The sequence below is a fragment of the Mycolicibacter virginiensis genome (assembly GCF_022374935.2).
Taxonomy (GTDB): Bacteria; Actinomycetota; Actinomycetes; order Mycobacteriales; family Mycobacteriaceae; genus Mycobacterium; species Mycobacterium virginiense.
Map to the genome: position 1 here is coordinate 975104 of NZ_CP092430.2, position 15139 is coordinate 990242.

The window sequence follows — 15139 nt, forward strand, 5'->3', positions numbered from 1 at the left end:
GCCAGTTCAGATCTGGCGTTGTCCGTAGCGGCGGCGGAATTTCTCGACCTGACCGGCGGAGTCGACGATCCGGCTGTTGCCGGTCCAAAACGGGTGCGACGCCGCGCTGATCTCCACGATCACCAGCGGGTAGCGGCGGGTGCCTGTCGGGGTGGTCCACTCGATGGTGCGGTCGCTGGTCGCCGTGGAGCGGGTCAGGAACGCCTGGCCGGTGGTGGCGTCCTGGAAGACGACGGGGTGGTAGTCGGGGTGGATGCCGGGTCTCATCGTTGGTCTCCGTCGCGGGTGCGGTACAGGGAAAGGTCGGCGGTGGCCGTTGAGGATTCGTCGCACGGATCCTGGTGGTGGTCGCCGAACGGGTCGGGGAAGTCGGCCCACTGATTCGGTCTGCGTAGCTCGTCGTCGGTGAGCAGCGCCTCCGACAGCGCCTCGCGGATCTGCTCGGGGCGGGCGCCGCAGACCAGGATCACCAGCGAGGTGTGCCGGTCGCCGTAGCGGTGGTCCCAGATCAGATCGGCGAACGCATGGCGTTCGGGCGACACGCGGGCGGCCTCCTCGGCCGTCATCGCGGCCAGCCACTTGCCGACCGCGGAGGTATGCAACCCACCGCCCGCCGACTCCAGCCAGATCGCCCGCTCGCCCCGGTTGGCCAGCCACAGCCGCCCGCGCGCCCGGATTACGCCGTCGAGCAGGGCATCGAGGGCGGTGTGTAGGCGCTGGGGGTGAAACGGCCGGCGGGCGTGAAATTCGATCAGCTCAACCGGGCCCTCGGCCCGTAGCGGCGGTTGACCGGCCAGCAACGGGGCGTGCGGATCATCGCCGCGACCGCGGCGGGCGCCGTCGTCGAGATGGGTCAGTGCCTGTTCGAGGCGGTCGGTGCCGGCGGTGATGCGTGCCAGCGGAGCCAACCGGCGCAGTACCGCCAGCGCGGTCGGGTCCGGGTGGTAAACCACCAGGGCATCGGCGGATTCGGCCTGGCCGACCACCACCTGCGCCACGGTGCGGCCGTCGTCGAGTTCGTCGTCGCCGAGTGCTTGCGGCAGCCACGCCGCGGCATCGAGACAGGTGACAACCGCGGCGACGCTCACGTCACGACCGGCCGGGCCGTCGATGTAGCCCGGTCCGACGTGGACCCGCACGTGGCGGATCGCCCAGCAGATGGGCTGCGGCTCCAGCCAATCGGGCAACTGCACGACGATGCGCTCAACGCCGGCGCGCCGGTGCAGTCGCCGCAACAGCACCAGCAGGTCATTACGCAGCGTGCACGACACACAGCCGTGCGCCAATTCCAGGGCTAACGTCGTGGCGGCCGCTGTCGTGCTGGTGGTTTCGCGAACCACCACATGACCGTCCAGGCCATAGGCGACGGTCACGGTGCCCGTCTTGTCCTGCAGGGCTTTGGTCGCTGCGTCGGTGCCGTACTGCCCGGCCACCAGGATCGCCGGAGTCCGCATCACCCTCCTATTGAAAATCATTGTCATTAAGGCCGTCTCTACGGTAGCGTTCGGCGCATCGCTTGTCGACAATCATTTTCAATAAGGTTGAGGAGGTTCCGTTGTCTGCACGCTGCCAAGTCACTGGCCGGGTGCCCGGATTCGGGAATGCGGTGTCGCACTCGCACCGCCGCACCCGGCGCCGCTGGTCGCCGAATATCCAGGTCAGGACTTACTATCTGCCGTCGCAGGACCGCCGGATCCGGCTACGGGTCAGCGCGAAGGGCATCAAGGTCATCGACCGGGACGGCATCGAGGCCGTGGTGGCCCGGCTGCGACGCGAGGGGCAGCGGATCTGATGGCGCGCACCGACATTCGTCCCATCGTCAAGCTGCGCTCTACCGCGGGTACCGGCTACACCTACGTCACCCGCAAGAACCGGCGCAACGACCCCGACCGCCTCGTGTTGCGCAAGTACGACCCCGTCGTCCGTCGCCATGTCGACTTCCGGGAGGAGCGCTGAGTCATGGCCAAGAAATCCAAGGTCGTGAAGAACGAGCAGCGCCGAGCGCTGGTGGCCCGCTACGCCGAGCGGCGCACTGAGCTCAAAGAAGTCATTCGTTCGACGTCGAGCAGCCCGGAACAGCGATTGGCCGCCCAGCGCGCACTGGCTCGCCAACCGCGCGATGCCAGCCCGGTGCGGCTGCGCAACCGCGACAACGCCGACGGGCGTCCCCGCGGCTACCTGCGCAAGTTTGGACTCTCGCGAGTGCGCGTGCGCCAGCTGGCGCACCAGGGCCACCTTCCCGGCGTCCGGAAGGCGAGCTGGTAGATGGCGATCAAACCCAAAGAGTCGCGGCGTGTTCCGCGGAGCACGGCCAGGTCCGCCAAGCCGAATCTGCTGGCCAAGCTGGGCGTGACGGCGGTCGACTACAAAGACACCGCCACGCTGCGCATCTTCCTCTCTCCGCGCGGCAAGATCCGCTCGCGTAGCGTCACCGGACTCACCGTTCGTCAGCAACGCCAGGTCGCGTGCGCTATCAAGAACGCGCGGGAAATGGCGCTGCTGCCGTATCCGGGTGTCGTTGCCGAGTGATCGGTTGAGGGCTCCGCGGCTCAGCCGATGTGGAATACCACCTCTAGGGCTAGGAATCCGAAGACGAGCAGCCCGAGGATTCCGGCGAGCACCGGAAGGATAAGTACTGGGTCTTTCATGGGTCGAGACGCTATACAGCCGCCGGTTGTAAAAAAGGGAAAAGTGTTGCCGATCACGCCATCTCGGGACTTTGGTCTGTGATCGTCGTCACTGCGATCGGCGGCAGTCGGTCAGGTGTAGGCGACGTGGACCCGGTGGATATGGCCCTCGAATGGGAATGGTGCGCGTGCCCGGTAGTCCAGGGATACCGGTGAGCCCAGGCAGGTGCCGATGTCGAGGCAGTCGTTGGCGGTGAACAACAGCGGTGCGCTGACGGGCACCTGCCCTTCGGCAACGGTGTCGCCGTTGACCGCCACGGTGATGTGCAGCGGTCCCGCCGGGCGCGGTTCTGCGTACTGCGTGGTCACGGTGATCGTGGCGCGGCCGGGCGGCACTTTGCCCGCCGTGCGGATCTTGGTGCGCGACAGGATGAACAGGTTGTACTCGTAACAGAGATAGCCGTCGTCGAAGTAGCACGTCAGGCCGCCGGCGCCGGCCCCGAGGGCATAGAGCACACCGTTGGCGTCGGCCGGGATCTCGGCGTCGATGGTGACCACGTTGTTCTTGTTGCCGAGCGCGGGCGCGCAGAATTCGGGCATCCGCACGGTGTCGCCGGTGAAGTCCCACTCGGTGTAGGGCGGGGCGATGCGCAGCTCCGGGTGATAGACCGGCACCCACAAGCCACCGCCGACGGGTAGCACCGCGTTGCGGGCCGCCTCGACCATGAACATCTCGCGCAACTGGGCAAGCTTCTCGGGGAGCTGCTCGGCCAAGTCGTGCGCTTGTGACCAGTCCTCGTCGAGGTTGTAGAGCTCCCAAGCATCGTCATCGGGGGTCCAGGTGGCGATACCCGGCGGTTGGCCGGGCACCCACGGCAGCCGGGGGCCGCGAGCCGACGCCATCCACCCGTCGTGGTAGACGGCCCGGCTGCCCATGATCTCGAAGTACTGGGTCTTCTTGCCGCCGGGCGCATTCCGGTCGGTCAGGGTGCGGGCGAAGCTCGCTCCGGCCAGCGGCATCTGCGGTTGCCCGTGCACTGTCATCGGTGCCTCGATACCCACGACTTCGTAGATGGTCGGCACGACGTCGTTGCAGTGCAGGAACACCGGCCGCGGCGCCGGGTCGGCGGTGACCTTCGCCGGCCAGCGCACCACCATCGGGTTGCGGGTGCCGCCCAGATGTGACGCCAGCAGTTTCATGCCCTTGTACGGAGTGGAGCCGGCCCAGGCCCACGCCGCGTGGTACTGGTTGTCGACCAGCGGAGAACCCAACACGTCCAGGCCGCCGAGTTCATCGAGGGCGTCGATGTGCTGGCGGACCGTGGTGGGAATCCCGTTCTGGGCCAACAATTCCGAGATGGTGCCGTTCTGGCCCTCGCCGGAGGAGCCGTTGTCGCCCCAGATGTAGAAGAACAGGGTGTTGTCGGCGTAGCCCAGCGCGTCGAGCTCGTCGGCGATGCGTCCGACCTGGACATCGACGTGTTCGGCGTAGCCGGCGGCGACCTCCATCAGGCGTCGCTGGAACGGCTTCTCATCCTCGGGGATGTCGTCCCAGGCGGTCAGGGTCTCGTCGCGTTCGGTGAGCGAACAGTCCTGCGGAATCCAGCCTTTGGCCTTGGCGCGTTCGAACACCCGCTGCCGGTAGGCGTCCCAGCCGTCGTCGAACCTGCCGGCGTACTTATCCGCCCACTCCTTCATGATGTGGTGCGGGCCGTGCAGGCACCCGCTGGCCCAGTACATGAAGAATGGCTTGCCGGCGTTGAAGGCCTTGTGCCGGCGCAGCCAGGAGATGGCGTCGTCGGCCAGGTCCTCGGACAGGTGATAGCCCTCTTCGGGTGTCCTCGGTGGGGCCACCACGGTGGTGTTGCGAACCAGGTTCGGCTCGTACTGCGATGCCTCGCCGGCCAAGAATCCATAGAAGTATTCGAAACCCAAACCGGTGGGCCAGTTTTCGAAGGGGCCGGCTGCGGTGGTCTCCTCCGCGGGAGTGTTGTGCCACTTCCCGAAAGCCGAAGTGGCGTAACCGTACTGCTTGAGCACTTCGGCCACCGTGGCGCTCGACGCAGGGATCTTGCCGACGTAGCCGTCCCAGTCGTTGGCCAATTCTGCGATCTGGCCGTTGCCGATCTCGTGGTGATTGCGTCCGGTGAGTAATGACGCCCGGGTCGGTGAGCACATGGCCGTGGTGTGAAACCGGTTGTAGGACACGCCTTGGCTGCAGATCCGGTCGAGGGTCGTGGTGTTCACCTCACCACCGAACGTGGACGGCAGCCCGGGGCCGGCATCGTCGATAAGCACGATCACCACATTGGGTGCATCGGAATGCAGCCGTTGCGGGGTCGACCGCGGACTGTAGGTCGACTCCTGCAGGGTCCGGCCTGCGACACTGCCCGAGCCGACCGGCGGGAAAGGCAACACCGCGCCGTTGGGCAACACCGGAGCCACTACCTGATCGCCCAACGCCAGTCTCCTTACCTCGGCTGCACCGTCTAAGGCCTCGAAGACATCCTCGTATGCGGCCGACCGTTCAGCTACTCGAACCGCCTCGCGGCGGGTCGGGCGCCAGGCTGCCGTCCGGGGCGATGTGGGCGAAGATCTGCTGAAGCAGGGTCAAGATGTGCGGGTCATCCACGGTGTAGATGTGGTGGCGCCCGTCACGCCGTGCATTGATCAACCCGGCCAGCCGCAGCTTGGTCAGGTGCTGGCTCATGGTGGCGACATTGACGCCGGCGCGGCGCGCCAGCGTTGTCACGTCGTAGGCATCCTGGGCGGCCAGCCACATCACGTGCAGGCGTGCCGGACTGCTGAGCAGCGCGAATGTGCTCGCGGCAGAGGCCAGTTGGGGTGGGGTCGGTTCGTCGGGCCGGTTGACTGAACTGATTTCTTCGGGCGGCCGTTCTTCATCTTTAGCCATGTCGGCATTCATTTTGTCTCAACCCCCATGGCGGGATTCGCCGAACAACACATTCGCATAGTTGCGCAATTGCCAAAGTGTCGCCAGAATTGGGCAATCCCGCGGCACCTAGGCCGCCCGGCGGGTGTGACTTAAACCCGCTGTCAGAACCACAGGATGGGTTGCTGCCGAATTGATTCCGACCTCGTTGCTGCTGCGCCCGGCCACCCTGGGACTCCGTGCAGCCTCAGCCGTAGTCGGCGCCGCCGTCCGCAGTGCATCGGCCACCACCGAGGCGGTCGGGGCCATCACCTCGGCCGGACTGCAGGTCGCGGCGCTGCCAGTTCGTGAAGCGAGTCGGGTGCTCTCCGGCGAATCCACCACGGCGACGCTGACCTGCAGATGCTGGCGCGGGGAGAACCGCGCCTGGATCGAGGTCCGCGGCTTGAGCGAATCCCCCGAACTCGGGCAGCGGGTGCTCGACACGCTTGTCGCCGAACCCGGTGTGGTGTCGGCGCGGCTGAACCGCCCGTTGTCGCGGGTCGTGGTGGAACTCGCGGTCGACGGCGAGCAGGTATCACTCAACGACCTGTGCCGCCTGATCGCCGGGGTCGAACGCGGCCACCGCCGCTCCGACGACACGCCGGCTCCGACCGGCGCAACACCGGCTACCGTCCTGCCCGGCGACGGGTTGCTGCTGATGGCCCGGGGCGTGATGGTCGGCGTGAATGCCGCCGGGCTGGCCATCGCAGTCGCCGGGCGCGCGCTGCGGCTGCCCCAGGCGCCGATCACCGTCGACGCCGTCGCGGCGCTGGCCAACTACCAGCCGTGGCTGCGTCAGCAACTCGCCGAACGAATCGGCCGTGGCCCGGCCGACACGGTGCTGTCGCTGATCTCCACCGGAGCGCGGATCGCCACCCTGTCGCCGGCCACGCTGGCCGTGGACTTGGCGTTGCAAGGCGTCAAAGCCGCTGAATCTCAGGCCGCGGCGCAGGCCTGGGTCCGCCACGAGCCGCACCTGGCCCGGCACGCCGACCAGGCGCAGCTACACGTGCCCTCGCGGCCGGTGCCCCTCCCGGAGGGAGCGGTCGACCGGCACGGACGGCGAGCGGGCTACGTCCAGTTGTTCGGTGCCGGCCTGGTGGGAGTGCTCACCCGCAACGTCACCACGGCGGCCACCGCAGCCGTGGTCGCCGGCCCGAAAGCCATGCGCACCACGACCGAATCGTTCGCGGCCACCCTGAGCCGGGCGTTGGTCGAACAGCACTCGGCGTTGCCGTTGCGCCCCGAGGGCGTGCGCCGACTCGATCGCGTCGACTCCGTCCTCATCGATCCGCGGCTGCTCTGCACCGCCAACGCGCGTCACCCACTGGCTGCGGCGCTGCTGGCCGAGGCGCGCGCCTCCGGCGCGGAACTGGTCACCCTCGACGTGGAGGCCCTCGGGGAACTGCGTCCCGCCTTCGACGAGCTCGCGCCGGTCGCTATCGGGGCCGACGACGGACAATTCGACCAGGCGCTGGCCGCGGCGCTGACGGCACGACAGCGAGACGGCCGCACCGTTGCGGTGCTGACGTCGACCGGCGCACAGGCGCTCGCGTGCGCCGACGTGGCCCTGGGGATCCTGCCCGATGACGCGGCGACGGCGCCGCCGTGGGAAGCGGATCTGCTGCTGGCCGACATGGCCGGCGCCTGGCGGGTGCTGCACGCGATACCGGCGGCGCGCGCGGCCGCGCAGCGCGGCATCTCGCTGTCCACCGGCGCATCGACGATCGGTGCACTGCTGATGGTTCCTGGCGTGCGGGGTGGGCGGGGCCCTGGTCCGGTCACCGCCGGGGCAGCCTCCGGACTGTTGTCCGGGTACCTGCTGGCTCGCCAGGTCGCTCGCACCCCGGCGCCGCGACCCGCACCGGCTTTTCAGTGGCATGCGATGTCGCTCGACGAGGTGCGCACGATCCTGCCGGTTCCCGACGCCGCCTGCGCCGCCGGCGAGCTCGACGCCGCGCCGCCGCACATGGCGTGGCAGTTCATCAAGGCGGTGCGCGCCGAACTGTCGGATCCGCTGATGCCGGTGCTGGCGCTCAGTTCGGTGGCCACCGCAATGCTGGGCTCGCCGGTGGACGCGTTGATGGTCAGCACCGTGTTGATCGGCAACTGCATGCTCGCAGCAGCACAGCAACTGCAGGCCGAGAACCGGCTGAACCGGCTGCTGGCCCAACAAACTCCGCCCGCCCGCACCGTCGAGCCGGGCACCGACCGCTACACCGAGATCGTTGCGGACCGCCTGATCCCCGGCACGGTGATCGAGGTGCGCAGCAACGAGGTCGTGCCCGCCGACGCGCGGCTGATCGAGGCCACCGACCTCGAGGTCGACGAATCCTCGCTCACCGGCGAATCACTGTCGGTGGACAAGCAGACCGCGGCTGTGCTGCCCGGCGCCGAACTCGCCGAACGGCGCTGCATGCTCTACGCCGGCACGACCGTAATCGCCGGCACCGCACGCGCCGTAGTGACCGCCGTCGGTGCCGACACCCAGGCCCGGCGTGCCTCCGAGCTGGCCGCCGGGGATCTGCCGGTGGTCGGCCTGCAGCATCAGCTGAGCCAGCTGATGAGCCGCGCGTTCCCGGCCAGCGCCGGTGGCGGTCTGATGGTGGGTCTGCTGGGAATGCTGCGCGGCGGGGGACTGCGCCTGGCCCTGGGCAACGCGATCGCGGTCGCCGTGGCGGCAGTGCCCGAGGGCATGCCGCTGATGGCGACGCTGGCCCAACATGCCTCGGCTCAACGCCTGACCGATTCCGGTGCGCTGGTCCGCATTCCCCGCTCGGTGGAAGCCCTGGGCCGGGTCGAGGTGGTCTGCTTCGACAAGACCGGCACGCTGAGTGAGAACCGGCTGCGGGTCACCCGGGTGTATCCGGTCGCGGGTTACAGCGACGACGACGTGCTGCGGTCCGCGGCCAACGCGGCGCCGGCACCCGAGGGGGACCCGCACGCGCATGCCACCGATCAGGCGGTCACCGAGGCGGCGGCCGGGATATCCGATGGCGGGGCACCGCTGTGGACCATCACGGACGCGCACCTGCCGTTCCGCTCCGGCCGGGCGTTTTCGGCGTCGGTGTTGGGCAAGGAGCTGATGATCAAGGGAGCCCCGGAAGTGGTGCTGGCCGCCTGCACCGGCCTCGGGCCGGACAGCGACGCGCCGGTCGCCGAACTGGCGGCCGGTGGTCTGCGGGTGATCGCGGTGGCGCAGCGCCGGCTCACGGCCGCACAGGTGAAGTCGCTCGCCGACGACCCGGACGCCCTCGCCGGGTTGTGCCGGGCTGGGTTGACCCTCACCGGTTTCCTCGGCATCTCCGACACCCCGCGCGCCGAAGCGCCGCAACTGCTCGCCGACCTCGCGGACCGGGGCGTCGGGATCCGGCTGATCACCGGTGATCACCCCGTCACCGCCACCGCGATCGCCGCGGAACTGGGGGTACCGGTCGCTGCCGATCAGGTCATCACCGGAGCGGAGTGGAATGCGCTGTCGCGCAAGGATCAGGAACGCGCGGTCGGCGAGCGGGTGATCTTCGCCCGGATGTCCCCGGAGAACAAGGTGCAGGTGGTGCAGACCCTCGAGCGCAGCGGACGGGTCTGCGCCATGGTCGGTGACGGCGCCAACGACGCGGCGGCGATTCGGGCCGCCAGCGTGGGCCTCGGTGTGGTTGCGCGCGGCAGCGACTCGGCGCACCTCACCGCCGACATCGTGTTGACCGACGGGCGCATCGGTGCCCTGGTGGATGCCATCGACGAGGGCCAGCGACTGTGGCGCGGCGTGCAGTTGGCGGTGACCGGCTTGCTCGGCGGCAACGTCGGCGAGGTGATCTTCGGCGTCATCGGCACCGCGCTGTCGGGGACATCGCCGCTGAACAATCGCCAACTGCTGCTGATGAACATGCTGACCGACGCGCTGCCGGCCACCGCGGTCGCGGTCAGCACCCCCGCCGGCTCCTCGCATCGGGTCGTGCACGGCATCGACGAACGCAGCCTGATGCGCGCCGTCGCGGTCCGCGGGGCGATCACCGGGGCCGCGGCCAGCGCCGCCTGGGGGATGGCTCGCCTTTCTGTTTTACCGGGCGCTCCCCAACGCGCCGCCACCGTCGCATTGATCACCCTGGTCACCACGGAGCTTGCCCAGACCCTCGTCGACTCCCACGCACCGTTGGTCTTGCTCACCGCCGCCGGTTCGTTCGCGGCGTTCGCGGCGATGATCAGCCTGCCCGGAATCAGCCAGCTGCTGGGTTGTGTCCCGGTCGGACCGCTGGGTTGGTCGCAGGCTCTGGGAGCCACCGGCGCCGCCGTCCTGGCGATCGCCGCAGCGCCGCACGTGCTGCCGGCCCGGCTGCGCGAGGCCTCGGAGACCAGCACCGAGAGCACGTCGGGCCCGCTGGCCACGGTGCAGGTGCTGCGGCCGGCAAGCGCCGAGGTCGCCGAGGTGATGGCCGTGGGTGGGTCTACCGTGAGGGTCAGCCGTACCAACTGACCAGCGGAGGCGTGGCATGCACCCATTCCGGCAAGCCGTCGAGGCCCGTGACACCGCGGCAATCGAGGCGCTGCTGTCCGACGATGTCGTGTTCACCAGCCCGGTGGCGTTCAAGCCCTACCCGGGTAAGCCGGTCACCGCGGCCATCCTGCGCGCGGTGATGCGCGTCTTTGAGGACTTCCACTACGTGCGGGAGATCGGCGACGCCGGAGGGCGCGACCATGCCCTGATCTTCGAAGCGTTGGTGGACGGCAAACGGATCACCGGATGCGACTTCCTGCATTTCGACGACGACGGCAAGATCGACGACTTCGTCGTGATGGTCCGGCCGCTGTCGGCGGCTACCGCGCTGGCCGCAGCCATGGCGGAGCAGTTCGAGCAGATCACCCGGGAGGCCGCCGCGTCGCAGGGACACGACAGCTCCGGTGCGTGAGCAGGCACCAGTAGTCGCAGCCGTCGCCGTGGGCGGAGCGATCGGCGCCGGTGCGCGCTACGGGGTCGCGCTGGCAATGCCCACCCCGGCCGGCGGATTTCCTTGGGCCACATGGGTAACCAACGTGAGTGGATGTGCGCTGATGGGGGTGCTGATGGTGGCGATCACCGAACTGTGGGTTGGACATCGCCTGCTGCGGCCGCTGCTGGGCACCGGCGTGCTCGGTGGATACACCACGTTCTCCACCTTCGCCGGCGACGTCGACACCCTTGTCGCTGCCGGCCATCCGGTCCGGGCCTTGGTCTACCTGATCACCACGCCGGTGGCAGTGTTGATCGCGACCTGGACCGCTGCCAGCCTGACCCGTCGTCTGATCATCAGGAGGACAGCATGAGCGAGCTCACCGGACGCGCCTTGCGTCTGACGGTGTTTCTCGGAGAGAGCGACACCTGGCATCACAAGCCCGTGTACAGCGAGATCGTGCACCGGGCCCGTCGAGTCGGTCTGGCCGGTGCCTCGGTGTTTCGCGGCATCGAGGGCTACGGCGCGTCCTCGGCCATTCACACCACCCGGCTGCTGTCGATGTCGGAGGACCTACCGGTCTCGGTCATCATCGTCGACGCCGCCGAGCGGATCCGTGCTTTCCTGCCCGAGCTGGACGAACTGGTCACCGAGGGGCTGATCCTGCTGGACGAGGTCGAGGTCATCCGCCACGTGGGGCGCACCCCCGCCGGCCAGTGAGCTGGCTGCTGGTCATCGCCGGCGCCGCGCTGGGGGCGCCGCTGCGGTACCTGACCGACCGATACGTTCAAGCCCGCCACGATTCCACTTTCCCGTGGGGAACGTTCACCGCCAACGTGCTGGGCAGTCTGGTCCTGGGCGTGCTCATGGGCGCCGCGAGCACCGGCGACCAACGGCTGCACCTGTTGGTCGGCACCGGTCTGTGCGGCGCGCTGACCACCTACTCGACCTTCTCCTACGAGACCCTGCAGTTGGCCGGCGTGGGTGCGCGACTGTACGCACTGGCCAATCTGGTGCTCACCTTGACCTGCGGACTGGGCGCCTACTACGTCGGCAATGTCGCGGCACAAGCGATTTGAGCGTGACGGTGACGGTTAGGCGACGCTGCCGAACCGCTTCCAGCATGAAGTGCCACAATCGTGCCGACAGTGTCCGGTGGTGCCCGCCCCATCCTTTCCAGGAGTAGCCATGTCGTTCTCGATAGAGCTCAGCGATGACGTGATCGAGGTGCGGGACTGGGTCCACCAGTTCGCCGCCGAGGTCGTCCGCCCGGCCGCCGCCGAATGGGATGAGCGGGAAGAGACGCCGTGGCCGGTTATCCAGGAGGCGGCCAAGATCGGCCTGTACTCACCGGAGCTGTTCGCCACTCAGGCCGCCGAACCCAGCGGGATCGGCATGCTTACGGTGTTCGAGGAGCTGTTCTGGGGTGACGCCGGCATCGCACTGTCGATTCTGGGCACCGGCCTGGCGGCAGCGGCCCTGGCAGGCAACGGAACTCCCGAGCAGTTGGGCCAATGGCTGCCCGAGATGTTCGGCACCGCCGATGACCCCAAGCTCGGGGCCTTCTGTTCCTCGGAACCGGATGCCGGATCAGACGTCGGCGCGATCCGGACCCGTGCCCGCTTCGACGAAGCCACCCGCGAATGGGTGCTCAACGGCACCAAGACCTGGGCCACCAACGGCGGCATCGCCAACGTGCACATCGTGGTCGCCTCGGTCTATCCCGAGCTCGGCTCGCGCGGCCAGACCAGCTTCGTCATCCCGCCCGGCACTCCGGGCCTGGCGCAGGGGCAGAAGTTCAAGAAGCACGGCATCCGGGCCTCGCACACCGCCGAGATCGTCCTGGACAACGTCCGCCTGCCCGAGGACATGATCCTCGGCGGTCGGGAGAAGTTCGAAGAGCGCGTCGCCCGCGTCAAGTCCGGCGCCTCGGCCGGCGGGCAGGCGGCGATGAAGACCTTCGAGCGCACCCGACCGACCGTCGGCGCGATGGCGGTCGGGGTGGCCCGCGCGGCCTACGAGTACGCCCTCGAATACGCCTGCCAGCGTGAGCAGTTCGGGCGCAAGATCGGCGAGTTCCAGGCCGTGGCGTTCAAGCTGGCCGACATGAAGAGTCGCATCGACGCCGCCCGGCTCATGGTGTGGCGGGCCGGGTGGATGGGGCGCAACAACAAGGCCTTCGACAACGCCGAGGGCTCGATGGCCAAGCTGTTCGCCAGTGAGACCGCCGTCTACGTCACCGACGAGGCGATCCAGATCCTCGGCGGCAACGGCTACACCCGCGACTACCCGGTCGAGCGGATGCACCGCGACGCCAAGATCTTCACCATCTTCGAAGGCACCAGCGAGATCCAGCGGTTGGTCATCGCGCGAGCGCTGACCGGCCTGCCGCTGCGCTGACGGCCCGGCTCCGACGTCAGGGCGTGTGACCGGAGAAAACGAAGCGGGTGCAGTCGGTCGGGAACGCGAACCAGGCCAGCGCCCGCCGCGGGATGATCATCCGCAGCCCGCCGCCGTCCGGCCCCGCCCAGGCATCGGCAGCGGGAGCGTACTGCGGATGGTATTTCTCAAACGCGCTCGCCAACCGGGCACCGAGGTCGCCGGGGTCTGCCGAGGTCGCGGTGGAGACTCCCTCGACGATCACCACCTGCGTACCGCTTTCCAGCGTCAGGGTGCAGGCCGGGTTGTCCTGCAGGTTGCGCGCGTGGCGGGTGGTTGGTGCGCCGTCGTAATAGAACCGGCCGTCGAGCCACACACCCCAACGCGGCACGGAGTGTGGGGTGCCGTCCGGGCGCACCGTGGTCAGCCAATAGTGCTGTGACACAGTCAAGTGCTGTTCGACTTCTGGCCAGCTCAACAAACCCTCTGTCGAACTCGGCAACCCGTAGCCCTCCGGCAGGACGGGACGTGTCGCGGCGGGGCCGGGATTCAGTTCCATGCCCCGCAGGCTAGCTGTGACGTCCGACAGGGCCGCCCCAGCTGCGCAGTGCGAGCTAGCCGGCCGTCTTCCCGTTGTCGGTCATGTAGACCGCGCCGTGCACCGCGGCAGCGGCATCGCTGGCCAAAAAGGCGATCACTTCGGCCACGTCACTCGGGGCGCTCATCCCGCGCGGCGAGGCAACCCGCATGATCAGGTTGACGTCGGCGCCCTCAGGGAGCTGGAAGTTGGTCACCTGCGGGGTCAGCATCCCGCCCGGGCAGACCGCGTTGACCCGCAGCTTCTCTGCGGTGAACTCCACGGCCAACGCGCGAGTGAGCCCGACGAGTCCGTGCTTCGCCGCGCAGTAGCCCGCCGAGTACGCCTGCCCTTCCACGCCGGCGATCGAGGCGACGTTGACGATGTTGCCGGCGGTCTCCAACAGGTGTGGCAGCGCCGCGCGGCACAAGAAGAACGGTCCGTTGAGGTTGACCGCCAGATCGTGGGCCCACTCGTCGTCGGTAACAGCCAGCGTGTGGCGCATCTGATGGGCGCCGGCGACGTTGACCAGCACATCGAGTCGACCGAACTGCGCGACGCATTGCTCGACGGCCGCCGCACAGGCCGCCGCGGTGCTGATGTCGGTGGGGGCGTACTGCCCGCCGGGTACGTCGGCGAATACCGTGGCCAGCCGCTCGGCGTCGCGCGCCAACCCGAACACCGTCGCGCCGCGTCGGGCCAACAGTTGGGCGGTCGCCGCGCCCAGGCCCGACGACGCGCCGGTCACCAGCGCCACTTTGCCTGACAGATCGGTCATTTCGACTCTCCGCATCACCCAGTCGACCGGCACCGCGGCGCAGCCGTCTACCGTCCAGTTATGGCTTCAGTATCAGTGATCACCGGAGGCGCGGGCGGCATGGGTCTGGCGACGGCCAAGATCCTGGGCCGGGACCACACGGTGGTGCTGTGCGATGTCCGGCAGGAGCGGCTGGACTCGGCGCAGGCCGCCCTTGCGGAGCTCGGCATTGCCGCGACCGCCGTCAACTGCGATGTCACCGACCGTGGCGCGGTGGCTCGCTTGTTCGACACCGCTGCCGGTCTCGGGACGCTGAAGTCGGTGATCCACACCGCAGGGGTGAGCCCGAGCATGGGCGATGCCGAATTCGTCATGCGGACCAACGCGTTCGGCACGCTTGTCGTCAACGAGGCGTTCTATGACTTGGCAGGGGACGCCCACGGCGACGGCGCGGTGATCGTCAACGTGGCGTCGATGGCCGCGCAGCTGCTGCCGGACAAGGCATACCCCACCAAGCAGTTTCCGCTGGCGTACCGCGACGGCGACGCCTTCGTGGCCGCGATGACGGCGTACTGCAACAACGCACCCGAACAGATGCGCTCGGGATTCTCCTACACGGTCAGCAAGGCCTTCGTGAAGTGGTACTGCGCTTCGCAGGCCGAGCGCTTCGGCGGCCGCGGGCTGCGCATCGTCTCGGTGTCGCCGGGCAACATCGACACCGAGATGGGGCGGCGCGAAGAGAAGGCCGGGGTGGGCATGATGATGCCCGATGCGCTGATCCCGCGGTGGGGTACGGCCGAGGAGATGGCCGAGCTGTTCGCCTTCTGTGCCGGAGACAGGTGCGCCTATCTCACCGGCGCCGACATCCTTGCCGACGGGGGAGTGGTTGCCTCGATGCGGGAACGCGCCCGGGTGGCCGCTGAACTTGGGTAGCGT

17 protein-coding genes are annotated in these 15139 nt (G+C 68.6%); 11 read left to right on the forward strand and 6 right to left on the reverse strand.

Translation table 11 applies throughout. From position 1 onward, the window contains the following. Positions 1-6: 6 nt before the first annotated feature. Together MJO54_RS04815 and mrf are read right to left on the reverse strand one after the other, a co-directional pair. Entirely contained in the window at positions 7-267 is a 261-nt protein-coding gene (locus tag MJO54_RS04815) for a type B 50S ribosomal protein L31 (RefSeq protein WP_046285798.1), read from the reverse strand. Next, entirely contained in the window at positions 264-1454 is a 1191-nt protein-coding gene (gene mrf / locus MJO54_RS04820) for a ribosome hibernation factor-recruiting GTPase MRF (protein WP_240175725.1), read from the reverse strand. The genes MJO54_RS04815 and mrf overlap by 4 nt, the downstream gene beginning before the upstream one ends. Positions 1455-1555: 101 nt before the next feature. Here mrf and rpmB point away from each other — a divergent pair, with 101 nt between their 5' ends. The 4 genes from rpmB to rpsR are packed head-to-tail and all read left to right on the forward strand — an operon-like array spanning position 1556 to position 2529. Continuing rightward, complete coding sequence (gene rpmB / locus MJO54_RS04825) at positions 1556-1792, forward strand: 50S ribosomal protein L28 (RefSeq protein WP_046285807.1); 237 nt, start codon at positions 1556-1558, stop codon at positions 1790-1792. Further along, entirely contained in the window at positions 1792-1956 is a 165-nt protein-coding gene (rpmG, locus tag MJO54_RS04830; RefSeq protein WP_024441797.1) for a 50S ribosomal protein L33, read from the forward strand. The genes rpmB and rpmG overlap by 1 nt, the downstream gene beginning before the upstream one ends. 3 nt (positions 1957-1959) lie before the next feature. Next, positions 1960-2265 (forward strand): 30S ribosomal protein S14, encoded by a 306-nt coding sequence (rpsN, locus tag MJO54_RS04835; protein ID WP_046285796.1) that lies wholly within the window; start codon positions 1960-1962, stop codon positions 2263-2265. Beyond that, on the forward strand, positions 2266-2529 hold the full coding sequence (gene rpsR / locus MJO54_RS04840; RefSeq protein WP_046285795.1) for a 30S ribosomal protein S18: 264 nt from the start codon (positions 2266-2268) through the stop codon (positions 2527-2529). It begins immediately after the preceding gene. Positions 2530-2759: 230 nt separating this feature from the next. On the opposite strand, the gene MJO54_RS04845 is transcribed toward rpsR, so the two are convergent. Both MJO54_RS04845 and MJO54_RS04850 read right to left on the reverse strand, forming a co-directional pair. Then, on the reverse strand, positions 2760-5087 hold the full coding sequence (locus MJO54_RS04845) for an arylsulfatase (protein ID WP_046285794.1): 2328 nt from the start codon (positions 5085-5087) through the stop codon (positions 2760-2762). A 67-nt stretch (positions 5088-5154) separates the two neighbouring features. After that, positions 5155-5541, reverse strand: a complete 387-nt coding sequence (locus MJO54_RS04850; protein ID WP_046285806.1) for an ArsR/SmtB family transcription factor — start codon at positions 5539-5541, stop codon at positions 5155-5157. A gap of 208 nt (positions 5542-5749) precedes the next feature. Between MJO54_RS04850 and MJO54_RS04855 the strand changes: the two genes are divergently transcribed. The 6 genes from MJO54_RS04855 to MJO54_RS04880 all read left to right on the forward strand — a co-directional run bounded on the left by MJO54_RS04855 (position 5750) and on the right by MJO54_RS04880 (position 12890). Next, positions 5750-10036, forward strand: coding sequence for an HAD-IC family P-type ATPase (locus tag MJO54_RS04855; RefSeq protein ID WP_434085442.1), 4287 nt, complete (start codon positions 5750-5752; stop codon positions 10034-10036). A 16-nt stretch (positions 10037-10052) separates the two neighbouring features. Next, the gene (locus tag MJO54_RS04860; protein WP_065040663.1) at positions 10053-10469 is read left to right on the forward strand and encodes a nuclear transport factor 2 family protein; all 417 of its coding nucleotides are present in this window, start codon (positions 10053-10055) and stop codon (positions 10467-10469) included. Continuing rightward, a complete protein-coding gene (locus MJO54_RS04865) occupies positions 10462-10863 on the forward strand; it encodes a fluoride efflux transporter FluC (protein WP_064887780.1) in 402 nt (133 codons plus the stop codon). The genes MJO54_RS04860 and MJO54_RS04865 overlap by 8 nt, the downstream gene beginning before the upstream one ends. Next, the gene (locus MJO54_RS04870) at positions 10860-11210 is read left to right on the forward strand and encodes a putative PII-like signaling protein (RefSeq protein ID WP_046285942.1); all 351 of its coding nucleotides are present in this window, start codon (positions 10860-10862) and stop codon (positions 11208-11210) included. The genes MJO54_RS04865 and MJO54_RS04870 overlap by 4 nt, the downstream gene beginning before the upstream one ends. Beyond that, the gene (crcB, locus tag MJO54_RS04875) at positions 11207-11569 is read left to right on the forward strand and encodes a fluoride efflux transporter CrcB (protein WP_064887778.1); all 363 of its coding nucleotides are present in this window, start codon (positions 11207-11209) and stop codon (positions 11567-11569) included. The genes MJO54_RS04870 and crcB overlap by 4 nt, the downstream gene beginning before the upstream one ends. A gap of 109 nt (positions 11570-11678) precedes the next feature. Continuing rightward, positions 11679-12890 carry an acyl-CoA dehydrogenase family protein gene (locus MJO54_RS04880; protein ID WP_046285944.1) on the forward strand — a complete coding sequence of 404 codons (1212 nt, stop codon included), beginning with the start codon at positions 11679-11681 and terminating at the stop codon, positions 12888-12890. Between the two features lie 16 nt (positions 12891-12906). Here MJO54_RS04880 and MJO54_RS04885 read toward each other — a convergent pair whose 3' ends face one another. Together MJO54_RS04885 and MJO54_RS04890 are read right to left on the reverse strand one after the other, a co-directional pair. Beyond that, entirely contained in the window at positions 12907-13428 is a 522-nt protein-coding gene (locus MJO54_RS04885) for a pyridoxamine 5'-phosphate oxidase family protein (protein WP_240175727.1), read from the reverse strand. 55 nt (positions 13429-13483) lie between these two features. After that, on the reverse strand, positions 13484-14224 hold the full coding sequence (locus MJO54_RS04890; RefSeq protein ID WP_046285945.1) for an SDR family NAD(P)-dependent oxidoreductase: 741 nt from the start codon (positions 14222-14224) through the stop codon (positions 13484-13486). Between the two features lie 60 nt (positions 14225-14284). On the opposite strand from MJO54_RS04890, the gene MJO54_RS04895 reads away from it, so the two are divergent. Next, on the forward strand, positions 14285-15136 hold the full coding sequence (locus MJO54_RS04895) for an SDR family oxidoreductase (protein WP_046285946.1): 852 nt from the start codon (positions 14285-14287) through the stop codon (positions 15134-15136). The last annotated feature ends 3 nt before the right edge of the window (positions 15137-15139 follow it).